Genomic DNA, 21,397 nt, shown 5'->3' with positions numbered 1-21,397 from the left:
AAATTCTCCATGTACCTGATTGACCGACGGTTATCTCATCTCTATACTTCGCCGCCATTGAGCCCTGATGGCGGAATTGGTAGACGCGGCGGATTCAAAATCCGTTTTCGAAAGGAGTGGGAGTTCGAGTCTCCCTCGGGGCACCAAAATTAAGAAAGGTCTTGCTTAGCAAGGCCTTTTTTTTCGCCTGCAGAAAAGCACCAACCCCCACCGCCATCCTGTGGGAGCTGGCTTGCCAGCGATGCTTTTGATCTCCTCCCCCTCGGTCAGTAAAACACTCATCAAGGATTCCCCCCATGGAATTACACCTGGAAACCGTCGCCCTCTTCTCCCTCAAACTGGCTTACGAATCGGAAGATTCCAGCCCGATCTTGCGCGACGATCTGGTCATGGGCGATTACCAGCGGGATGTGTTTGAGCTGCTGGTGCGGCGGGGGGATGTCGAGGGGATTCAGGTGAAGGTGGGTGAGTGTGTCGGGTTGGCGCTGGAGGCGGTTGGGGGTGTGGATAAGCCGTTGGGGCAGGAGTTGGGGAGGTTGGTGGGGGAGTTTGCTGGGGTTCAGACGATGGAGCGGCTTGATGCTCCGCTCGTTGCGCTCAAGGACTACCTGAAAGACATTCAATGAATGAAGGCGGGCGATCTAAAAAACGGGAGCGCCCGATAGCCGAGGTGACGATGATCGCCAAGTTAGGATCACCACTCCAAATAGTGGCAAATTTATGGCATTGTGAAAATACAGTCACAGATGGATTTCATCGCTATGGATCTCAAAAAAATACAAGAAAACATCTGCAAAACAGGTTTTAAACTTGAATATGAAATAGCGAGCATTTTGCGCAAGGAAGGCTGGAGCCTTATCACAAACAGATACTATCTTGACGACCTAGAACAATCCGTTCGAGAAATTGACATACTCGCATACAAAAGCAAAACAATATCAAATATAGCTATATACACTGCAATCATTATAAGCTGCAAAAAAAGCGAAACCAATAATTGGGCACTATTAGCTCGAAACATAGAAAAAAGAGACCCTAACGCAGACTGGCAACCATTTAAGGGTTATAGCAGTGACAACTCAATACTATATTACTTAGACCAATCCGACTGGACAGAAAAGTACCATCAAAGAATGATGAAAAAATGTCCAACAATTTTCAGTATTCCGGAATTTGACATATTTGCCTTCCAAGAAATAAGCAAAGATAAATCAACATGTCAAAACGATAAAAATATTTTCAACTCAATAACTTCTTTAATGAAAGCACAAGCGTACGAACTCAACAACTTAGCTACCCGAAGGAACAACCAATCAGTTTTTTATCAATTTAATTTAATATCTGTTATTGACAGCGAACTAATTAGAATAAACTTCGAAGATGACGATATCACCGCATCCAAAATTGAAACAGATGACTACGTTTCCAAATACATACTAAACAAAAAAGAATCCGTTTCTAGAATAAAATTTCTGACAGCAAAAAAATTCGAAGAAAGCATCAAAGAATACACGACGCTTCACGGTGAAAACCTTAAAATTATAGAAGACCTAAATAATGATTTTTTCAAAGACGTACTCGAAAAAAGATCAAAAGTAAAATTGCTGCTTCCAGCTTTCAAGACAGCAATAAAAAAATACCTTTCATCGCCCTACTATGCAGCAATCAAAGAAGCCCTCAACATCGAAAATTTTGATATTGGATGGAACACCCGAACCAGCGAAGCAATAATAGAAATAGATACAAATCGAGTGATCATCTCCGAATTAAATGATGACGACGCATGTATCAGAGCGGCCAAACAGATACTTTTAGAAGTATTTAGATACCGTGGAGGCTTATACTTTGAAGAAGCGATCATTTTCTGACCCTGCTCTGCTTGATGCACCTTAACTGGATGAAATGGGAACAAATTTATTTTATGGCAATAAATCTGTCCATTTATTAATTTTTCAGACTCTTTTCATCCCAGGAAAAATAGTGCTCAAATGCACTCTCAGGCGCCAATTCATAATGATATTCAGGGGTAAAAATGACCGAAAGTAAATTCCGCTTCTGGGATACTATAATAAAAGCGCTTGGATTTTTTGGCATAACATTAACTATTGCATTTAGCGCTTATCAACACCTTAGCAATCAAGAAAAAGAATACAAGAACCCATTCTGGAGCGAACAACTAAAGACATGTATAGCTGCGGCAAACATATCTGCAAAAATCGCAGCATCGTCAGAAACCTGGATACCAAGCAAGGATATTGACAAGCTTTTCAATATTTACTTCGGACGAGGCGCGCTTACTCTTAACAGTTCATCATTAGAAAAATTAAGAGTGATAGGAAATAGAGCTGTTAGATGCAACGCAAAAACAGAAACCCCCGAGTCATGCACAAGATTTACCTTTAATAGCCTAGCTTTCGAAGTTTCTGAGACATGTCGTGAAACACTAGCAACCTCTTGGGAACTACCATTGCAAAAACTAGGGAAAAAGTCTTTAGAAATCGAAACCCCAGATTAAGTCAAATGGGATGGCGAATGGAGGGAGGAAAAAGGCGCCACAGATTTATTTTCCTAAAAAACGAAAAAATAAATCTGCCCCTTTTTCTCTATCGAGTACGGGCATAACGTTACTCAACCTGACGATGAAATCGTAATACAGTGCTGGTGCATCGGGGAACCGGCCTGCCGGCTTTGGCTAGCAGCCTCGCTCCCACAGGAATTGTGGTGAGCTGACAGGCATCGTTTTACCCGAAAATCTGTCCCCTCATCCATGATACGAGGTAATGTGATGATTAATTCGACTGACCGCCAGGAGTTGGGCAGAGCCACAACTATTGCCTGCATTGAAGTGGGAATGCCGCTTGACCCCGCCCCGCTGCCGCCCCTGCTTGATGCCACGCTGGCAGGGATCACAGTCACAGGGTTTGTCTTGAGCGACATTGAATTTATTGATGGTTGCGCTTAAGCACAATCATGGTGGTGTCGACAAGGTTGAGCGACCGTCCCGCGCAGCACGAAGTTGCCAAGCAAGTTTCTTTTTGAAAGGACGCCATCATTACACACAGATGACAGTTAAAAGTTTCTGAGGCGCCCAGTAAGATTAGCGACTCCAGTCAAGTCCACCTTTAACTTATCCAATATCGCAAATATCAGCAAGTGATGAATGTAAGCTGTTAAAACGTGCAATTTAGTTTCTTCAATATGATATTTATTCGCATGAGTAATGTTATTTCGAAGCGTACAGATTTCCGTCAAGAGCTCAGTGGTCACACCCAATCCTTTTTGAATAGGCTCTGGCAGCGAACGCAGGAAATCGGTTACGCATTTCTCTGTATTGTATTTTTGCCCATTAAACCTCTTCAGCCCCCCTTCAAAGCTTTTAATCTGCTTCGCTGTTAAGTCGCTATTGCCCTTCACCCACCCCTTTGCAATTCGATTGAAACGAGTAAACAACCCCTCTTCAAGATAGTACTTTCTATTGTAGCAGTGCTTTTCTAACAACCGAAAATATCCTAACAACCTATCCTCTACGTTACCCATATTACGATACTTAACATACTTCCCCAACAAATCAGAGAGTTCAGATTCAGGAGCAAAATACAAAGCAAATGAAGATAAAGGAAAAGGAGCAATCCCCCAATCCTCAAACCGTGGATCTTTACCTAACGGAAACATCGCATAAGTGTCGTTCCTCTTCGGCTTTAGGCTGTTATTTAAACAATACAGAGAACCCTTTTGAGCGAATCCATGCGAATCATAGCCCAGCACAATGGTTTGTACAGAGGGTTCCACTCCAGTTAGAAAAGCAAGAATGTTGTATATGCGCGTGTAAGTAGAGAATGGATCCGAAGCGTTCTCTTTCAGCCCAAACAAATAAAATAATGAGGGAGGAAACATAAACCCTTGTTCGTACAAGAGATGTGACTGACGATACTTACCGTTATATTTAACACCTATTTCTTCGCTGTCGTTCGCTACTGCAGAAAACTCGATTAAAAACGGTTCAACGGTTTCTCGCTTATAGCTCACTTCAAAAATTTTCTGCTGCGTCGTTGTATATCCAACCCAATCATTTACTGTAGTTGAAAATATGTCTAGCGATTCAAACTCACCATCTTCAGGAGCACTGCCTGGGCAAAATAACACGCACTCAACCGTAAACTCGGCTTCATAGAGCCCAACATAGGGGCTGTGGTTTATAGTAGAAAACTTCGATGCAATACAGTACAGACCTTTTAGCATAAATACATTATGGAAATCTTCGCATGTCGCCTCAACTGCTCCCCAAGTCAATTCAAACCTACGCTCAGAAGTAACTTTGAATTTTATTAGCTCGGGCGTTAAATGCAACGTGGCGGCATATCCGGCATCACCTTCACGATAAACCACGTCAAAAAAATACTCTTTACCTAGCTCCAATTCCGTAACTTTATCAAGCATGAGTGCGCACCAAAAATGATCCTAGTTTAAGGTCATCTTGTACCCGCATCGGGCAAAAGGCAAAGTGCTACGCGTTAAAGTGCTGAGTTAGAGCGTGAAAAGCTTAGGCTGCAAGCTGAGTCGCAATGAGGTTGCTGCTCCGACGGCGAACGTAGAGGCGTTGCTCGGTACCGGACTGGAACCATGCGTCTAAGCAGCTAATTGAGTGTTCATCTGCTGCAGAACAAAATGGGGACAGACCACATTTTTTCGTTACTGGGGTTTGTGATCGAATCACTCCAAGCTTGCAGGAAAGAAATCTGCACGATACCCTCCCACCCGTCGCTGCCAATTCAGCGACCGGGTGTGGAAACCCGTGTAATTCAAGGCGCAACAGCGCCCCCATCACGTCTGCCGGCGCTTTTTTATGCCTGCGGCGTGAGTTTTGGCGGCTGTGCGTGGGACGTCTTCGGGCGTGCCGGTTTCCTTGATTCCCGGTTTTCCACCCTGCGCACAGCTGTCACCCATTCGTGTGGAAACGAACGTTGCAGCTCCTCATATCAAGGAGTTGGATAATGCGCAGTATCAATCCGTTTGAAATTTGGCTTTCCCCTCTACGCAATTCCCAATCGCGTAACCCCCTCCCCCATTGCCTCTCCATCCTCGGAGGTGGCCAATGACTGAACAACCTGAACTCAAAACCATCGGCCTGACGCCCGCGATCTACTGTGCGGATCAAGCGCTGTTCCATGTCACTCGTGACGTTCCCCTGGGGGATGCGTTGGCGATGGCTTCTGATTTTCTGTTTCTGGCCAAGGCGCTGAGCAAGGATGCGGCTTATGCCAGGGATACGGATTATCACGCCTGGGCTGCGCATTACCTGACTTCGATGAGCAAGGCGTTGGTGGATGATGCGGTGAAGGTGCTGACGCGGGATCGGGGTTGTGCGGCGGTATCCAAGCGGGCGGGGGCGAAGGCTGAGGGTTAGTGGTTGAGGCCTGTGGGTGTGGTTTGTGAGGGTGGTGGCTGGTTCGGCATTTTTGTTGACTGAGCGGACGCTATCGCTGGCAAGCCAGCTCCCACAGGTATTGCGGTGGGCTGTCGGGGGGTGGTTGGGCTGGCGGTATCGCCAGCCATCCTGCGCTGAAGAAATGTCCTACGGTTACTTCAGCGCTTTTACGACGCGAACGTCGATGGGAAAGCCATCCGCACCGGCCAGTTTCTTCCATCCCACGTACTGAAAAATCCCTTCCTGATCAATGAAGTCGCCTCGCTCCACGGTTTCACCGCCCAGCACGGCGACGTATTTGTAGACGCCGCAGCTGCCATCCGAACGATGGACGGTGTACACCACGTAGGGTTTGACGTATTGCGCGGCGCGGAAATGGCGGCCGCAGCCAAAATCGACTGTGATCATCAAGGTCTTCAGATTGTCTTCGCCATCCAGCTCGGCGTGCTGGTCGAGGGCGCCGATTTCGCCGACGTCGGTGAAGCCCATAGAGCGAGCACGTTTGTATTCCGGTGAGTTCAGGTGCTCGGTTTGGGCTTGGCGGAAATGCTGATCCATCGCCTCGTCGTTTTCAGCACCGCCCTTGGCCGCTAGGTCTTTGGCTTGGGAGACGACGCTTTCACAACGGGCGTAATCGGGGGAGCCGAGGCTTGGCTGGGCCAGGTTCTTGCGGTGTACCGTAATGGTTCGCAGAAAACCCTGGATGTTGGGCAAGACATCCATGGCCATCTTGCGCCCATTCTGTACATCGGTCACATCCCGCTGTAACTGCTGGCAATCGGAGAGGTAGGTTTTCCAGGCGTATTCCGGGGATTCTTCCCAATCGGCGAGTGCCGGGGTCATCACGACGGCGAAAGTGATCGCGCAGAACAGACGCGAGGCTGGAGCGAGAGTGAGCATGTGTAGTCCGTTACAGAGTTGAGGGCAGTGGCGCGACGCTACTGTTTTGTCATTTTGCTGTCCACTGGCAGCCAAGGGGACAGACTCGGACGAAGAAGTGGGACGACGAAGAAGTGGGACAGATTTATTTCTCAAGAAGAAATAAAAATTACTCCCTTTTAGCGGTCCACTTTTAGCGTTAGTGTCGTCCACTTTTTTAGCATCCAAAGATAATAAGCACGCCTTTTACTACATGCTAAAATCAAACGACCAAAAGCCAAAAAACAAACGCGACAAAAAGCAACATTCCAGCGGTAATCCAGAGTGCCAACAGCTTTCTCTTTAGGCTTAATGGCAAATTCAACAACTCATCCTTTTCAATTAGACCTCGCCTTTCGCAAAGTTTTGGACATAAGAACATCAATGCCACCGAACCGTTTCTCACCGGTTTACCGAGCAATCCAAACCCAGACAAAGCCTTACAATTACTTGCTACAAACTTACTCTTATCTAAATAACTCTCTATCAACTCAGTAAACAGATAAGAAAACACATACATCCAACATGAAGTCACCATTGCGAAAAAAATTATGAAAACCCCGATACCTGCCAATGCAATATCACTCACTGTTGCAATGACTCATAAAACACTTCATCTACCCATTCGCCAGTTCTCTCGCCACATTGCCCCCCACGCAAGCACCGAACCCACCGCCAACCAAGAAAGGGCACAGCCATTAGCTGGTCTTGAGTCAAGACCAGCCCGAGGGAAAATCGACACAAAATACGCTTTATGACAAAACGACAAATAGCGAATAAAGGGAAATTACAAAAAAAAATACTCCACCGGTGACCCATGGCGCTAACAACTTTCTCTTCAGGTGACGCGGCAAATTTGCCAACTCATTTTTTTCGACAAGACCTCGTCTCTCGCAAAACTCAGGAATTAAAAACATCAAAGCAATTGAACAGTTTCTCACAACTTTACCGAGCACCCCTAAGCCTGACAAACCTTCTCGATTGTTCGCCACAAGCTTACTTCCACCAATATGCTTTTCAATTAAATCGGTGTAGAGATATGAGAACAAAAATATCCAGCATAATGTAAAAAACAAACATACCATTGCTACTAGCCCAACATAGGCCAAAGTAAGTTCAGTCACGGCAAAGCGCCCTCATATACTATTTCACCTATTCGCTCTCCAGCTATACCACCAATTTCTCCACCACCCCATCCACCTAACGCTCCCCCAATAACAGCACAATCCAACGCGCCAGCGCCTCCGGTTGCGAAGCCAACCGCCACACAACCGATCGTAGCCGCACCGCTTCCTACCGCTCCTCCGAAGGTTCCAACAATAATATTTCCTGACAACTTACCACCCTCAACATATTTAGCTTTTCTGCATTCCGTTTCGCGCCCAGTCGTGCATGCAGCGTAGATAGACGTTCCAGCTCCAGCCACACTGAGACCAACACCCAGATAAGTACCTTTTTTCATGAGATTCGAAGCTTTCGCCACTCCATTAATAGTGTCGGCATAACCTGTAATCACCCCTGAGTGCAAATAGCTTTTCGTGGATATGCCAAGCATATTTTTTATCGAGCCTTGATTACGCAGGCCCGAGCCGTATTTAGCAAAACCTTCCAATTGATGATCAAGCTGTTTAAATAGAAACTCGCGCTTCGTCAAAAACTCATTTCGAGCCTGAGTCGCCCCGCTTCTGAGATGATCACGATGAGCTGCTTCAATTTCTTCAAGAGTTTGTTTGATACCATCAAGGTGCTTACTCCACGCACCGCCAATGCTACCTACGCCAATAGATGAATACCCAAGCGTTCTTGTTATGAGTTCATGATTCTCTACTAAAAACCCATCACCCTGCATTCCATTGGCCATGAGTGCCAAGTGAATTTCAAGCGCTTTCTTCATATAGAACGCTTCTTCAGCCGTACACGACGGTGTTGAATTATCACCTACGATTACCAGCTCGCCTGGCAGTACCACCGAATTGACAACATGTGCATTCAACACATCGAATTTTGACATCGAGTTCTTGCCAAGCTGCAATGTCGATTTCAAATAGGAATAAGGTTGCATTCTTGAATTTATAAAACTATAGGTTTCTGGCATGGATGACACCTCAGCAGTATTTTTTGTTGCTGATGCGATCCCAACCACCCGCCACATTACCTCCGCCAGCACCGTCCGTTCTTTTTTGCTGGATATAGATCGTTTTAATCCGCCCATAATTCAAGCTGATGCTTTCGGTAGGTACACCTTCATTTGCGGCTTGTGCGTAACTTGAAATGATGACTTCTTCCAGCACAACTTCGTAGTACTTCTGCTTCTCGCCTCCAGCGCGATGCAGGGTCAGGACGACTTCTTTTAGATGGTCCCCTGCGCAACTGGCCTCTATGAGCTTGCAACTGGACTTGTCCAGATTCTTGGTGAATGTGAAGTCGCTAACGGTCGTGCGCCCCGATGAGGCACCGCCTGCGGAACTGGCAGTAGACGAGGCTTCCTGGTGAGTGCTGAAACTGTACCCGTTAATTTCTATCCAGTCCTTGTGTTGGTCATCAAGCGCTTCGCCTGGAATACCTTCGATTTTGACGTAAGCGTCGAACGCCATGTGACCGTTCCTTGCAGTAGTTGTTTATCAAACTTACAGGAGAGAATTTACGTATTTCGGAACGAGTATTCGCTCATTGGGATATCGTTAAACTGACGATTCGGACCTTTCCTATTTTGTAATGGCTGGCGGGATGTAGGATGTTTCCGGCGTCACTACCTTTTTCTTCGAGGTTGGTGGTGGTTCGGCTGGCGCTATCGCGAGCAGGCTCGCTCCTACATTTGGCGTGCGCGCCCGATAGACATCAGGCGCGTACGTCCATGGGTCAATGCCCCCGCGCCACTCTCATCTAGACTCAATAAGAGGTCGTAGGCAGAACCAAACACGTCGCTTTGGTGCAGGTCATTCAATAGCGGCGTGGCAAGCTGCCTTTTATGCCCAGTAGAGGTGCGGCGAAGACCGTGCCGGGTACAAACAAGATGCCCGCCAAGGGTGCCCTGGCCTACGGCCAAATTGCCACGATACCGTGACGTGGTGTGAGTGCCGCAGCCGACACTTTCGGACGACCGACAGCCATTTGGTTTGTCCGTGACCGTGAGGATTGCTGAATGCCTGATGAGATGTTGCACCTGCCGGTGGTCAACAGTTTGCTGGAGCGCCACAAGGGCTCTGCGGGTGCGCTGTTGCCTATTCTTCATGATATTCAGGAGCACATTGGGTACGTCCCCGATGTCGCCGTCCCCGAGATTGCCCATGCCCTGAACCTGAGCCAGGCCGAGGTGCGTGGGGTGATCAGTTTTTACCATGACTTCCGTACTGCGCCGCCCGCGCGGCATATCCTGCGGCTGTGCCGGGCCGAGTCGTGCAAGAGTCGCGGTGCCGAACAGTTGGCGGCGCAGTTGCGTGAGCGCCTGCAACTGGACGACCACGGCAGCAGTGTCGATGGCAGCATCAGCTTGCGGCCGGTGTATTGCCTTGGGGCATGCGCCTGTTCGCCGGCACTGGAGCTGGATGGTCGGGTGCATGCGCGGCTGAGTGCCGAGCGTCTGGATGCCTTGCTCGACGCTTGCCGGGAGGACGCGTGATGCCGACTCTTTATCTGCCCTGTGATTCGCTGGCCCGTGCTGTGGGTGCCGACGAGGTCTCCACGGCCCTGATCACTCAAGCCCAGGAACGCAATCTGCCGCTGGAGTTGCAGCGCACCAGTTCCCGTGGCCTGTACTGGTTGGAACCGCTGCTGGAAATGGACACCCCGCAAGGTCGTATTGGCTTCGGCCCTCTGACCGCTGACGATGTGCCCTCAGTGCTCGATTCATTAAAAGACGAACCTTCAAAGCATCCACTGGCCTTGGGCCTGGTGGAAGAGTTGCCTTATCTGAAAACTCAGCAGCGCCTGTTGTTTGCCCGCGCTGGCATCACCCAGCCGCTGTCGCTGGAGGATTACCGGGCCCACGGCGGTTTCGAAGGTTTGAACCGGGCCGTCGCCATCGGCGGCGAGCAAACTGCCACGGCAGTGTTCGACTCAGGCCTGCGTGGCCGTGGCGGCGCGGCTTTCCCCGCCGGGATCAAATGGCGCACGGTGCGGGCGACCGAAGCGGCGCAAAAGTACATCGTGTGCAACGCCGACGAAGGCGACTCCGGCACTTTTGCCGACCGCATGCTGATGGAAGGCGACCCTTTCCTGCTGATCGAAGGCATGGCGATTGCCGGCCTGTGCGTCGGCGCCACTTACGGCTACATCTACGTGCGCTCGGAATATCCGGATGCGGTGGTGACCTTACGCAGCGCACTGGAGATCGCCCGGGCGAACGGTTACCTCGGCGCCAATGTCGGCGGCAGCGGTCAGGCCTTCGATATGGAAGTGCGGGTCGGTGCCGGTGCCTACATCTGCGGTGAAGAAACCGCGCTGCTGGACTCTCTGGAAGGCAAGCGCGGGGTCGTGCGCGCCAAGCCGCCGATTCCTGCCTTGAAGGGCCTGTTCGGTCAGCCGACCCTGGTGCACAACGTGCTGACGTTGGCTTCGGTGCCGCTGATTCTGGCCAAGGGTGCGCAGTTCTATCGCGATTACGGCATGGGCCGTTCCCTGGGCACCATGCCTTTCCAGCTGGCGGGCAATATTCGTCAGGGCGGTCTGGTGGAACGGGCTTTTGGCCTGACCCTGCGGGAGTTGGTTGAAGATTACGGCGGCGGCACCGCCAGTGGCCGGCCGCTGAAGGCGGCGCAGGTCGGTGGGCCGCTCGGCGCCTGGGTGCCACCGTCGCAATTCGATACACCGCTGGATTACGAAGCCTTCGCCGCCATTGGCGCGATGCTCGGTCACGGTGGTGTGGTGGTGGCTGACGACAGTCTGGACATGGCTCAGATGGCACGTTTCGCGATGGAGTTCTGCGCCGAGGAATCCTGTGGCAAATGCACGCCATGCCGCATCGGCTCGACTCGCGGTGTCGAGGTGATCGACCGCCTGCTGGCCGCGCCGGACCAGAGCGGTCGCGATGAGCAGGTGATCATCCTCAAGGACCTGTGCGACACGATGCAATACGGTTCGCTGTGCGCGTTGGGCGGCATGGCGCCCTTCCCGGTGGTCAGCGCCCTCAAGTACTTCCCCGCCGACTTCGGCTTGCAGCCCTCGGAGGCCGAGCAATGATCACTCTCTTCGACCCGAAAACCGATATCGATCTGGGTACACCGGCCCGCGACAGCCAGGTGCAAGTCACCCTGAGCATCGACGGCCGCAGCATCAGCGTGCCCGAAGGCACCTCGGTAATGCGCGCCGCTGCGCTACTGGGCACCACCATTCCCAAACTCTGTGCCACCGACAGCCTGGAAGCCTTCGGCTCCTGCCGCATGTGCCTGGTGGAGATCGACGGCATGCGCGGTTACCCGGCGTCCTGCACCACGCCGGTCACTGAAGGCATGAGCGTGCACACCCAGACGCCGAAGCTTGCGACGCTGCGGCGCAATGTCATGGAGTTGTACATCTCCGATCACCCGCTGGACTGCCTGACCTGCTCGGCCAACGGCAATTGCGAGCTGCAAACCGTGGCCGGCCAGGTTGGTCTGCGGGAAGTGCGTTACGGCTATGAAGGCGAGAACCATCTGGAGGACGTGAAGGACACCTCCAACCCCTACTTCGACTATGACCCGAGCAAGTGCATCGTCTGCAACCGCTGCGTGCGCGCCTGCGAAGAAACCCAGGGCACCTTCGCCCTGACGATTACCGGGCGCGGTTTTGAATCCCGTGTGGCCGCTGCCGGTGGGGATAACTTCCTCGATTCGGAATGCGTGTCCTGCGGCGCCTGTGTACAAGCCTGCCCTACTGCGACGCTGATGGAAAAAAGCGTGGTCGAAATGGGCCAGCCCGAACACAGCGTGATCACTACTTGTGCCTATTGCGGCGTGGGCTGCTCGTTCCGCGCCGAGATGAAAGGCGACCAACTGGTGCGCATGGTGCCGGACAAGAACGGCCAGGCCAACCACGGCCATTCCTGCGTCAAGGGCCGCTTTGCCTGGGGTTACGCGACCCACCCGGATCGCATCACCAAGCCGATGATCCGCAAACACATCAACGACCCGTGGCAGGAAGTCAGCTGGGATGAGGCGGTGACCTACGCCGCCAGCGAATTCCGTCGGTTGCAGCAAAAATACGGCCGCGATTCCATCGGTGGCATCACCTCCAGCCGCTGCACCAACGAAGAAACCTACCTGGTGCAAAAACTGGTGCGCGCCGCGTTCGGCAATAACAACGTCGACACCTGTGCGCGGGTCTGTCACTCGCCGACTGGCTATGGCCTGAAACAAACCCTTGGCGAATCGGCGGGCACCCAGAGTTTCGATTCGGTGATGCAGGCCGATGTGATCCTGGTGATGGGCGCCAACCCCAGCGATGCCCACCCGGTATTCGCCTCCCAACTCAAACGTCGCCTGCGTGAAGGCGCACGGTTGATTGTGATTGATCCACGGCGCATTGATCTAGTGGACTCGGTGCATGCCCGCGCCGAGCTGCACTTGGCGCTGCGCCCGGGCACCAACGTCGCCATGCTCAATGCCTTGGCCCACGTGATCGTCACTGAAGGGCTGCTCAATCAGGCCTTCATCGACGCCCGCTGCGAAGGCAGCGATTTTGCCAATTGGCGCGAATTCGTCAGCCGCCCGGACAACTCGCCAGAAGTACTGGGCGCCATCTGCGGCGTGCCCGCGGCCGACATTCGTGCCGCAGCGCGGCTGTATGCCACAGGCGGCAACGCGGCGATCTATTACGGCCTGGGGGTGACCGAGCACAGCCAGGGCAGCACCGCGGTGATGGGCATCGCCAACCTGGCCATGGCCACCGGCAACATCGGTCGCGAAGGTGTAGGCGTGAACCCGTTGCGCGGGCAGAACAACGTGCAGGGCTCTTGTGACATGGGCTCGTTCCCCCACGAACTGCCTGGTTACCGGCATGTCTCCAACGTGGAAGTGCGCACCCAGTTCGAACAGGCGTGGAACGTCACCCTGCAACCCGACCCGGGCCTGCGTATCCCCAACATGTTCGAGGCCGCGCTGGGCGGCAGTTTCAAGGGTTTGTATTGCCAGGGCGAGGACATCGCCCAGAGCGATCCGAATACTCAACACGTCACCGCGGCGCTGTCGGCCATGGAATGCGTGGTGGTGCAGGACATTTTCCTCAACGAAACCGCCAAGTTTGCCCATGTGTTTCTGCCGGGCAGTTCGTTCCTGGAAAAGGACGGCACTTTCACCAACGCCGAACGGCGCATCTCGCGGGTGCGCAAGGTCATGGAGCCGTTGGGTGGCAAGGCCGACTGGGAAGGCACTGTGGCGCTGGCCAACGCGTTGGGCTACCCGATGAATTACCGGCATCCGTCAGAAATCATGGATGAAATCGCCAGCCTGACGCCGACCTTCACCAACGTCAGCTACGCCGAACTGGAGCGTCACGGCAGCCTGCAATGGCCATGCAACGCCGCGGCACCGGACGGCACGCCGACCATGCACATCGAGCAATTCGTGCGCGGCAAGGGGCGCTTCATGCTCACCGGTTATGTGCCTACCGAAGAGAAGGTCAACACGCGTTATCCGCTGCTGCTGACCACCGGGCGCATCCTCAGCCAGTACAACGTCGGCGCCCAGACCCGGCGCACAGAGAACGTTGCCTGGCATGATGAAGACCGCCTGGAAATCCACCCGACCGACGCCGAGAGCCGTGGCATCAATGAAGGTGACTGGGTCGGCATCGGCAGCCGCGCCGGGCAGACGGTGCTGCGTGCGCGGATTACCGAACGGGTTGCGCCGGGCGTGGTGTACACCACGTTCCACTTCCCCGAATCAGGGGCCAACGTGATCACCACCGACAACTCCGACTGGGCCACCAACTGTCCGGAGTACAAGGTTACGGCCGTCGAAGTCAGCCGCGTTTATCACCCTTCGGAGTGGCAAAAACGCTTCCAGGCATTCAGCGACGAACAGGACCGCTTGCTCAAGGACCGCCGCAAGGCCCGTGGCGATAAAGCGGAGGTACGCCGATGAGCACCGACAACCTGATCAAGATGGCCAACCAGATCGCCCAGTACTTCGCCACTCAACCGGACCAGGAGCAGGCCGTGCTCAGTGTGCGTAATCATCTGCAGATGTTCTGGGCGCCGAGCATGCGCAAGGAGTTGTTGGCCTGGCAGACGGAGCATAAGGGCGCGGACTTGCACCCGCTGGTGCAGGCCGCGGTGAGTGGGGCTGGTTGGGAGGCTTAGCCTGCCGATCCCTGGAAATTGACTGCAAAACCTGTGGGAGCGGGCTTGCCCGCGATGAGGCCATCACATTCAACATTAATGTCGACTGGACTGACGCCATCGCGGGCAAGCCCGCTCCCACAGGGGTGGGTTGAACCCGTTACTTGTCTGCGCCTGTCACACGCACGGCAATTTCAATCGCCCTGACGCTGATCGCCGCAAAAATCGCCGTCAGCAGCACGCCATTGAAGCCCAGCAATATTGCCAAAAGCCGCGACAACGGCAGTTTCGGCACCAATTCGCCATAGCCGATGGTCAAGCCTGTCACGAAACCGAAATAGATGCCGTCGAACGGGTCCCAGCCTTCCAGGTGGCTGATGATCAGGCCGAATATAACGATGACCACCAGCATGGTGGACAGAATCGGCCAGACGATTCGAAGGGAGTAGCCGACGGCTTTGTAGAACTCTCGACGGATGTGCGACGTGTGGATGAGTTTCATGTGCTGGGTTTCCTGGCGGCGGCAGGCGGATTGGCATCCGAACAGCTTGGCACAAGAATCGCCAACCGGAAGCCGGACCAACGGAACGTGGCAGGCGCGTAACAGCGATTAAGCTGCAATGACCCGGCACTGGAAAATCCCCATGTCCAAGCACTTGCTCGCGCCTCTCCTGTTCGCCGTGACCGTGGCCATCAGCGGTTCGTCCTGCCACGACAGCCGTCAGGACGACCAGGCGCGGCCGTCCGCCAACGGAGGCAGCGGCAGGATTATCCCGCCGCAACAACGCATGCCCTCGACCATGCCACGGCCGAGGATGTAGCGCTTAGTTCGCTTCGCTTTCGCGGATCAGTTTCTTGTTGATCTTGCCGACGCTGGTCTTGGGGATTTCGGCGACGAACTTGAACTGCTTGGGGATTGCCCATTTGTTGATACGGCCGCCGTCGACGAAAGCTTGCAAGTGAGTTTCCAGCATCTTGCGATCCAGGTATTGCCCCGGCTCGCTGACGACCATGGCCATGGGACGCTCGCCCCATTGTTCATCGACGATACCCACCACCGCGACCGACATCACCGCCGGGTGTTCGCTGATCAGGCTTTCCAGTTCCAGGGAGCTGATCCACTCGCCGCCGGTCTTGATCACGTCCTTGATACGGTCCTTGATTTCCACGCAGCCGAGCGTGTCGATGGAGGCCATGTCGCCGGTGTGCAGCCAGCCGTTCTCCCAGAGCTCGGCGCCTTTTGCCGGCTCCTTCAGATAGCCTTGGGTCAGCCACGGCGCCCGGACCACGATTTCACCCAGGGATTCACCGTCGTGGGCGACGTCGTTGCCGTTGGCATCGATGATTTTCAAGTCGACCATCGGCACCGTCGTGCCAGTCTTGATGCGGATCGGCAACTGCGCTTCGCGTGACAGCGCGAGGTCTTCATCACGCAGGTAAGTCAGGCACAGCAACGGGCAGGTTTCCGACATGCCGTAACCGGCGTGCACGTGCATACCTTTGGCGCAGGCTTCGCAGGCGATGCCGAGGGTCAGGGCACTGCCGCCGAGGAGCATTTTCCAGCCGTTGAAACGGGTCGCCTTGCCTTCCTCGCAGTTGAGGATCATCTGCAAAATGGTCGGCACGCAGTGGGAGAACGTGACCTTCTCTTCGCGGTACAAGCGCACCAGGCTGTTGGGTTCGTAGCGACCGGGGTAAACCTGTTTGATGCCCATCAGCGTTGCGACATACGGCACGCCCCACGCATGCACGTGGAACATCGGCGTGATCGGCATGTATACGTCGTCGGAGCGCAGCAGCGGCTGGCCTTGGTACACGCCCAGGGTGCCGACGGCATTCAGGGTATGCAGGACCAATTGGCGATGGGTGAAGTACACGCCTTTCGGGTCGCCGGTGGTGCCGGTGGTGTAGAACAGGGTCGCCACCGAGTTCTCGTCGAAGTCGGGGAAGTCGTATTGCTCGGATGCCTCGGACAGCAGGTGCTCGTATTCGCCCAAAACAGGCAACGAGGTGGCAGTCGCTTCGTCATCGGTGAGTTGCAGGTAGCCTCTTACGGTTTGCAGTCGACCGTGGATTTGTTCGACCAGCGGCAAGAAATCATCATGCACCAGCACCACGTCATCCTCGGCGTGGTTCATGGTGAACAGCACCTGCTCCGGTGACAGGCGAATGTTCACCGTGTGCAGCACCGCGCCGATCATCGGCACGGCGAAGAAGCACTCCAGATAGCGGTGGCTGTCCCAATCGAGCAGCGCCACGGTGTCGCCCGCCTTGACCCCGGCCGCCGTCAACGCATTGGCCAGGCGGCGGATACGTTCGTTGAGCGTCTGGTAGGTGTAGCGCAGTTTGTCGGCGTAGACGATCTCCCGGCCCGGTTCATAGCGCACGCCGGACAGCAGCAATTGCTTGATCAGCAAGGGGTAGGCGTAAGCGCCTTCGGCGGGTGGAATTATTTTTGTCGCCATCATGTCGGGGTTCCTTGTCCTTTCAGAACTGCTCGGCTTGCATCGCAAACAGGCATTCGCTGCCGGCCTTGGCCGATGCGCTCAGCGAGTGGATACGCGGCAGCACGCGGGCAAAGTAGAAGCGCGCGGTGGCCAGTTTGCTGACGTAGAAGTCGTCAGTGGAATGGGTGCTCATGGCCGCCTTGGCCATCCGCGCCCACATATAGGCGTACGCGGTGTAGCCGAACACGTGCAGGTACTCGACCGAGGCCGCGCCGATTTCATTCGGGTTGCTTTGCGCCCGGTCCAGCAGCCATGCGGTGAGTTCGTCGAGGGTGTCGACGGCGGCGTTCAGTGGCTGGGTGAACTCCTTGAGATCGGCGCAGGCGTTGGCAGTGAAGTTGCGGATTTCCGAGGCGAACAACCGGTACAGCGCCCCGCCGCTGCCGACGATCTTGCGCCCGGCGAGGTCAAGGGACTGGATGCCGTTGGTGCCTTCATAGATCTGGGTGATGCGCACGTCACGCACCAGTTGCTCCTGGCCCCACTCGCGGATGTAGCCGTGGCCGCCGAACACCATTTGGCCGTGCAAGGTGGTTTCCAGGCCCATGTCGGTGAGGAATGCCTTGGCCACCGGCGTCAGCAGGGCCACCAGTTCCTGGGCGCGGTTACGGGTGGCTTCATCTGCGCTGTATTTGGCGGTGTCCAGTTGCAGGGCCACGTAGCTGGAGAATGCGCGACCGCCTTCGTTCAGCGCTTTCATGGTCAGCAGCATGCGGCGCACATCGGGGTGGACGATGATCGGGTCGGCGGATTTTTCCTTGAATTGCGCCCCGGTCGGTGCACGACTTTGCAGGCGATCACGGGCGTATGTGACGGCGTTCTGGTAGGAACGCTCGCCCTGCGCCAGGCCTTGAATGCCCACGCCCAGGCGCTCGTAATTCATCATGGTGAACATCGCTGCCAGGCCTTTGTTCGGTGCGTCGACAATCCAGCCTGTCGCGCCATCGAAGTTCATCACGCACGTGGCGGAAGCCTTGATGCCCATCTTGTGTTCGATGGAACCACAGGACAGCGCGTTGCGTTCGCCCAATGACCCGTCGTCGTTGACCAGCACCTTGGGCACCAGGAACAGCGAGATGCCTTTCGGTCCTGCCGGCGCATCGGGCAGGCGTGCAAGCACCAAATGGATGATGTTCTCGGTCAGGTCGTGGTCGCCGCCGGTGATGAAAATCTTGCTGCCGCTGACCTTGTAGCTGCCGTCAGCCTGCGGCTCGGCGCGGGTGCGGATCAGCCCCAGGTCCGTGCCGGCATGGGCTTCGGTCAGACACATCGAACCGGTCCAGGTGCCGGCGTACATGTTCGGCAGGTATTTGGTTTTCAGCGCTTCGCTGGCGTGGGCGTTGATCGACAGGCAGGCACCGGCCGTGAGCATCGGGTACAGACCGAACGACAGGCTGGCCGAGTTGACCATCTCTTCGACCTGCGCCGAAATCGCCTTGGGCATGCCCATGCCGCCGAACTGCGGATCACCGCCGACGCCGACCCAACCACCCTCGGCAAACGCCTGATAGGCCTCGGCGAATCCGTCCGCTGCGCCGACTGCGCCGTTGTTCCAGGTGCAGCCCTGTTCGTCGCTGGCGCGGTTCAACGGCGCCACCACTTCACCACTGATCTTGCCGGCCTCTTCGAGGATCGCGGCAGCGGTTTGTTCATCGATCACGTCGGCCAGGCCAGGCAATTTGGCCCACAGCCGGGATACCTGGAAAACCTCGTTGAGTACGAAGCGCATGTCGCGCAGGGGAGCTTTGTATTCAGACATTGTTGGCTTACTCGGAAGTGGTCAGGGCATTGGGCATGCCGGGACGTTCAGTGGTTTCGGTGGTTTCGGCCGGCATGACAGGCGCGGTTTGCGGCACCCGTTCGCGCAGCAGGAAGTACGACAGGGCCGGGATCAGGATCAGCGCGCCGAGCATGTTCCACAGGAACATGAAGGTCAGCAGGATGCCCATGTCGGCCTGGAACTTGATCGGTGACCAGACCCAGCACACCACGCCCGCCGCGAGGGTGATGCCCACCAGCCCGACCACCCGCCCGGTGAAGGACACCGCATTGCGATAGGCCTGGGACAGCGGCAAGCCCTGGCGCTGGAAGTGCAATTGCACGCTGAGCAGGTACAAGGCGTAGTCGACGCCGATGCCCACGCCAAGGGCGATCACCGGCAGGGTCGCGACCTTGACGCCGATGCCCATGGCGACCATCAGCGCTTCACAGAGGATCGAGGTCAGCACCAGCGGCAACAGCGCCACCAGCGTGGCGCGCCAGCTGCGGAAGGTGATCAGGCAGAACAGCGTCACCGCCGCGTAGACGTACAGCAGCATGGTGCGATTGGCTTCGCGTACGACGATGTTGGTCGCCGCTTCGATGCCGGCGCTGCCGGCCGCCAGCAGGAACTGCCGATCTTCTGTGCTGTTTTCCTTGGCGAACTTGTCGGCAATCGCCACCACGGCGTCCAGGGTTTCTGCCTTGTGATCCTTGAGGAAGGTGATCACCGGCATCAGCGAGCAGTTGTTGTTGAACAGCTCCGGCGAGTTGACCGAGGCCTGCTGCGCGGCGTAGTTGAGCACGTCCTGGTTGCGCTGGATGCTGTTGAGCTTGGGGTTGCCTTCATAGGTGCCGGCGGTGATCTGCCGCACGGCGTTGACCAGCGACGTCGTCGCCTGCACGCCCGGGTACTGTTGCAGCTCCCAGGCCAGGCGATCGGCGAGCACCAGGGTCTTGTAGTTCAGGCAGCCTTCCGGCGCGGTCTTGATCATCACCGCGAACAGGTCGCTGGACAGCGCGTAATGCTGGGTGATGTAGGCGTTGTCGCGGTTGTAGCGCGAGTCGGCACGCAGCTCCGGCGCACCGCTTTCGAGGTCGCCGATCTTCAGGTTGAGGCTGACCATGAAGCCGCCGATGCCCATCAGCACCGCGGCCAATACTGCACCGGTCGCCCACTTGGCCGTGGTGAAGCGGTCGAGCAGGTCCCACAGTTTGCCGAAACCTTTGTGGTGTTCGGCGCGGTTGTCGATTTTCAGGGCGCGCTCGGCTGCTTTGGCGCCAACGCCAACATAGGACAGCGCCACCGGCATCAGCAACAGCGAGGTGAAGATCAGCACCGCGACACCGATGCTGGCGGTGATCGCCAGGTCCTGGATCACCGGAATGTCGATCAGCATCAGCACCGCAAAACCCACCGCGTCGGCCAGCAACGCGGTGACACCGGCGATGAACAGGCGGCGGAAGGTGTAGCGCGCGGCGATCAGTTTGTGGGTGCCACGGGCGATGTCCTGCATGATGCCGTTCATCTTCTGCGCGGCGTGGGACACGCCGATGGCGAAGATCAGGAACGGCACCAGCACCGAATACGGATCGATGGCATAACCGAGCCAGGCGACGATGCCCAGTTGCCAGACCACCGCGATCAGCGAGCAGCCGACCACCAGCAAGGTGCTGCGCACGCAACGGGTGTAGGCGTAGATGATCGCCAGCGAGGTGATCACGGCCAGGCCGAAGAACATCATCACCTGGATCAGGCCGTCGATCAGGTCGCCCATCAATTTGGCGAAGCCGATCACCCGCACCTTGTACTGGCCCTTGCCCTCCTCCCCGGATTTACGCGCGGCGCTGTCGCCGGCGAATTCGATCTTGTCGCGCAACTGCTCTTCGAGCATCTGCGAGAACGCGTGGTAGTTGATCGGTTGGCCACCCGCGGCGGCTTTGTCCAACAGCGGTACGATCAACATGCTCGACTTGAAGTCGCTGGCGACCAGGCTGCCGACGATGCCGGCGCGGGAGATGTTCTGGCGCAACTGCTCGATTTGCTCCGGCTGGCCGGAATAGGTATCGGGCATCACCGGGCCACCCTGGAAACCGTCCTCGGTGACTTCGGTCCAGCGTACCGCAGGGCTCCACAGCGATTTCATCCACGCGCGGTCGACGCCTTCGGTGAGGAACAACTGGTCGTTGACCTGCTTGAGCACGTCGAGGTACGCGGGGTCGAAAATATCGCCTTGGGTGTTCTCGACCACCACCCGCACCGAGTTGCCCAAACCGCGCAACGATTGGCGGTTTTCCAGGAAATTCTGGATGTACGGCTGGCTCTGCGGAATCATTTTTTCGAAGCTGGGGCGCAGTTCAAGGCGGGTCACGGCCATGAAGCCCAGCACCACGGTGGCCAGCGCCATCAGCAGCATGAACAGCGGGCGGTAGTTGAACACCAGCCGTTCGAGGAGGTTGCCGGAGTGTCGATCGAAATCCCGCAGCTCGCGGATGACCGGCATGGCGTCTTGTTTGATATTGCCCATGTCTGGG

Annotated in this window: 19 protein-coding genes and 1 tRNA gene; 10 read left to right on the top strand and 10 right to left on the bottom strand. The window is 55.5% G+C overall.

The annotated features are described in order from the left end of the window. Positions 1–61: 61 nt before the first annotated feature. The 4 genes from D8U18_RS12115 (at position 62) to D8U18_RS12100 (ending at position 2,515) form a co-directional block, all read left to right on the top strand. Positions 62–146, top strand: a tRNA-Leu gene (locus D8U18_RS12115). Between the two features lie 150 nt (positions 147–296). Next, positions 297–626: a hypothetical protein gene (locus tag D8U18_RS12110; protein ID WP_131107699.1), complete on the top strand. Its 330-nt coding sequence runs from the start codon at positions 297–299 to the stop codon at positions 624–626. A 135-nt stretch (positions 627–761) separates the two neighbouring features. Next, positions 762–1,868 carry a hypothetical protein gene (locus tag D8U18_RS12105; protein WP_131107698.1) on the top strand — a complete coding sequence of 369 codons (1,107 nt, stop codon included), beginning with the start codon at positions 762–764 and terminating at the stop codon, positions 1,866–1,868. Between the two features lie 164 nt (positions 1,869–2,032). After that, complete coding sequence (locus tag D8U18_RS12100; RefSeq protein ID WP_131107697.1) at positions 2,033–2,515, top strand: hypothetical protein; 483 nt, start codon at positions 2,033–2,035, stop codon at positions 2,513–2,515. Positions 2,516–3,069: 554 nt separating this feature from the next. Here the strand turns inward: D8U18_RS12100 and D8U18_RS12090 are convergent. After that, positions 3,070–4,437 carry a HEPN domain-containing protein gene (locus tag D8U18_RS12090; RefSeq protein WP_131107696.1) on the bottom strand — a complete coding sequence of 456 codons (1,368 nt, stop codon included), beginning with the start codon at positions 4,435–4,437 and terminating at the stop codon, positions 3,070–3,072. Between the two features lie 655 nt (positions 4,438–5,092). Between D8U18_RS12090 and D8U18_RS12080 the strand changes: the two genes are divergently transcribed. Then, positions 5,093–5,404 carry a DUF3077 domain-containing protein gene (locus tag D8U18_RS12080; RefSeq protein WP_131107694.1) on the top strand — a complete coding sequence of 104 codons (312 nt, stop codon included), beginning with the start codon at positions 5,093–5,095 and terminating at the stop codon, positions 5,402–5,404. 174 nt (positions 5,405–5,578) lie between these two features. On the opposite strand, the gene D8U18_RS12075 is transcribed toward D8U18_RS12080, so the two are convergent. The 5 genes from D8U18_RS12075 to D8U18_RS12055 form a co-directional block, all read right to left on the bottom strand. Then, the gene (locus tag D8U18_RS12075; RefSeq protein ID WP_131107693.1) at positions 5,579–6,325 is read right to left on the bottom strand and encodes a hypothetical protein; all 747 of its coding nucleotides are present in this window, start codon (positions 6,323–6,325) and stop codon (positions 5,579–5,581) included. 241 nt (positions 6,326–6,566) lie between these two features. Then, positions 6,567–6,932 (bottom strand): hypothetical protein, encoded by a 366-nt coding sequence (locus tag D8U18_RS12070; protein WP_131107692.1) that lies wholly within the window; start codon positions 6,930–6,932, stop codon positions 6,567–6,569. 163 nt (positions 6,933–7,095) lie between these two features. After that, positions 7,096–7,467 carry a hypothetical protein gene (locus D8U18_RS12065; RefSeq protein WP_131107691.1) on the bottom strand — a complete coding sequence of 124 codons (372 nt, stop codon included), beginning with the start codon at positions 7,465–7,467 and terminating at the stop codon, positions 7,096–7,098. Further along, complete coding sequence (locus D8U18_RS12060; RefSeq protein WP_131107690.1) at positions 7,464–8,438, bottom strand: hypothetical protein; 975 nt, start codon at positions 8,436–8,438, stop codon at positions 7,464–7,466. Before D8U18_RS12060 ends, D8U18_RS12065 begins: the two co-directional genes overlap by 4 nt. Positions 8,439–8,448: 10 nt before the next feature. After that, positions 8,449–8,937 (bottom strand): type VI secretion system tube protein Hcp, encoded by a 489-nt coding sequence (locus D8U18_RS12055; RefSeq protein ID WP_131107689.1) that lies wholly within the window; start codon positions 8,935–8,937, stop codon positions 8,449–8,451. A 548-nt stretch (positions 8,938–9,485) separates the two neighbouring features. On the opposite strand from D8U18_RS12055, the gene D8U18_RS12050 reads away from it, so the two are divergent. From D8U18_RS12050 to D8U18_RS12035, 4 genes are read left to right on the top strand one after another with little or no spacing between them, the layout of a single operon-like run. Beyond that, positions 9,486–9,962 carry a formate dehydrogenase subunit gamma gene (locus D8U18_RS12050; RefSeq protein ID WP_131107688.1) on the top strand — a complete coding sequence of 159 codons (477 nt, stop codon included), beginning with the start codon at positions 9,486–9,488 and terminating at the stop codon, positions 9,960–9,962. After that, positions 9,962–11,521: a formate dehydrogenase beta subunit gene (locus D8U18_RS12045; RefSeq protein WP_131107687.1), complete on the top strand. Its 1,560-nt coding sequence runs from the start codon at positions 9,962–9,964 to the stop codon at positions 11,519–11,521. Before D8U18_RS12050 ends, D8U18_RS12045 begins: the two co-directional genes overlap by 1 nt. Further along, complete coding sequence (gene fdhF, locus D8U18_RS12040) at positions 11,518–14,400, top strand: formate dehydrogenase subunit alpha (protein WP_131107686.1); 2,883 nt, start codon at positions 11,518–11,520, stop codon at positions 14,398–14,400. Before D8U18_RS12045 ends, fdhF begins: the two co-directional genes overlap by 4 nt. Next, complete coding sequence (locus tag D8U18_RS12035; RefSeq protein ID WP_056855144.1) at positions 14,397–14,618, top strand: formate dehydrogenase subunit delta; 222 nt, start codon at positions 14,397–14,399, stop codon at positions 14,616–14,618. Before fdhF ends, D8U18_RS12035 begins: the two co-directional genes overlap by 4 nt. 139 nt (positions 14,619–14,757) lie before the next feature. Here D8U18_RS12035 and D8U18_RS12025 read toward each other — a convergent pair whose 3' ends face one another. After that, positions 14,758–15,099, bottom strand: a complete 342-nt coding sequence (locus D8U18_RS12025; RefSeq protein WP_130930470.1) for a potassium channel family protein — start codon at positions 15,097–15,099, stop codon at positions 14,758–14,760. Between the two features lie 142 nt (positions 15,100–15,241). On the opposite strand from D8U18_RS12025, the gene D8U18_RS28725 reads away from it, so the two are divergent. Then, a complete protein-coding gene (locus D8U18_RS28725) occupies positions 15,242–15,418 on the top strand; it encodes a hypothetical protein (RefSeq protein ID WP_177435014.1) in 177 nt (58 codons plus the stop codon). 3 nt (positions 15,419–15,421) lie between these two features. Here D8U18_RS28725 and D8U18_RS12020 read toward each other — a convergent pair whose 3' ends face one another. From D8U18_RS12020 to D8U18_RS12010, 3 genes are read right to left on the bottom strand one after another with little or no spacing between them, the layout of a single operon-like run. Beyond that, positions 15,422–17,065 (bottom strand): fatty acid--CoA ligase, encoded by a 1,644-nt coding sequence (locus D8U18_RS12020; protein WP_131107685.1) that lies wholly within the window; start codon positions 17,063–17,065, stop codon positions 15,422–15,424. 19 nt (positions 17,066–17,084) lie between these two features. After that, the gene (locus tag D8U18_RS12015) at positions 17,085–18,863 is read right to left on the bottom strand and encodes an acyl-CoA dehydrogenase C-terminal domain-containing protein (RefSeq protein ID WP_130905224.1); all 1,779 of its coding nucleotides are present in this window, start codon (positions 18,861–18,863) and stop codon (positions 17,085–17,087) included. Between the two features lie 7 nt (positions 18,864–18,870). Beyond that, on the bottom strand, positions 18,871–21,390 hold the full coding sequence (locus D8U18_RS12010; protein WP_131107684.1) for an MMPL family transporter: 2,520 nt from the start codon (positions 21,388–21,390) through the stop codon (positions 18,871–18,873). Positions 21,391–21,397 lie beyond the last annotated feature (7 nt).

The sequence above is a fragment of the Pseudomonas sp. Sample_10 genome (genome assembly GCF_004321495.1).
GTDB lineage: Bacteria > Pseudomonadota > Gammaproteobacteria > Pseudomonadales > Pseudomonadaceae > Aquipseudomonas.
Note: the sequence above shows the minus strand (reverse complement) of the source record. Positions and strands in the feature narration are given on the sequence as shown.

What these genes read in the sequence shown, in the direction of transcription:
- D8U18_RS12110 (WP_131107699.1), top strand. Translation starts at nt 297, where the DNA reads ATGGAATTACACCTGGAAACCGTCGCCCTCTTCTCCCTCAAACTGGCT.
- fdhF (WP_131107686.1), top strand. Translation starts at nt 11,518, where the DNA reads ATGATCACTCTCTTCGACCCGAAAACCGATATCGATCTGGGTACACCG.
- D8U18_RS12055 (WP_131107689.1), bottom strand. Translation starts at nt 8,937, where the DNA reads ATGGCGTTCGACGCTTACGTCAAAATCGAAGGTATTCCAGGCGAAGCG.
- D8U18_RS12060 (WP_131107690.1), bottom strand. Translation starts at nt 8,438, where the DNA reads ATGCCAGAAACCTATAGTTTTATAAATTCAAGAATGCAACCTTATTCC.
- D8U18_RS12015 (WP_130905224.1), bottom strand. Translation starts at nt 18,863, where the DNA reads ATGTCTGAATACAAAGCTCCCCTGCGCGACATGCGCTTCGTACTCAAC.
- D8U18_RS12010 (WP_131107684.1), bottom strand. Translation starts at nt 21,390, where the DNA reads ATGGGCAATATCAAACAAGACGCCATGCCGGTCATCCGCGAGCTGCGG.
- D8U18_RS12045 (WP_131107687.1), top strand. Translation starts at nt 9,962, where the DNA reads ATGCCGACTCTTTATCTGCCCTGTGATTCGCTGGCCCGTGCTGTGGGT.
- D8U18_RS12100 (WP_131107697.1), top strand. Translation starts at nt 2,033, where the DNA reads ATGACCGAAAGTAAATTCCGCTTCTGGGATACTATAATAAAAGCGCTT.
- D8U18_RS12025 (WP_130930470.1), bottom strand. Translation starts at nt 15,099, where the DNA reads ATGAAACTCATCCACACGTCGCACATCCGTCGAGAGTTCTACAAAGCC.
- D8U18_RS12075 (WP_131107693.1), bottom strand. Translation starts at nt 6,325, where the DNA reads ATGCTCACTCTCGCTCCAGCCTCGCGTCTGTTCTGCGCGATCACTTTC.
- D8U18_RS12035 (WP_056855144.1), top strand. Translation starts at nt 14,397, where the DNA reads ATGAGCACCGACAACCTGATCAAGATGGCCAACCAGATCGCCCAGTAC.
- D8U18_RS12080 (WP_131107694.1), top strand. Translation starts at nt 5,093, where the DNA reads ATGACTGAACAACCTGAACTCAAAACCATCGGCCTGACGCCCGCGATC.
- D8U18_RS12090 (WP_131107696.1), bottom strand. Translation starts at nt 4,437, where the DNA reads ATGCTTGATAAAGTTACGGAATTGGAGCTAGGTAAAGAGTATTTTTTT.
- D8U18_RS12020 (WP_131107685.1), bottom strand. Translation starts at nt 17,065, where the DNA reads ATGATGGCGACAAAAATAATTCCACCCGCCGAAGGCGCTTACGCCTAC.
- D8U18_RS12105 (WP_131107698.1), top strand. Translation starts at nt 762, where the DNA reads ATGGATCTCAAAAAAATACAAGAAAACATCTGCAAAACAGGTTTTAAA.
- D8U18_RS12050 (WP_131107688.1), top strand. Translation starts at nt 9,486, where the DNA reads ATGCCTGATGAGATGTTGCACCTGCCGGTGGTCAACAGTTTGCTGGAG.
- D8U18_RS28725 (WP_177435014.1), top strand. Translation starts at nt 15,242, where the DNA reads ATGTCCAAGCACTTGCTCGCGCCTCTCCTGTTCGCCGTGACCGTGGCC.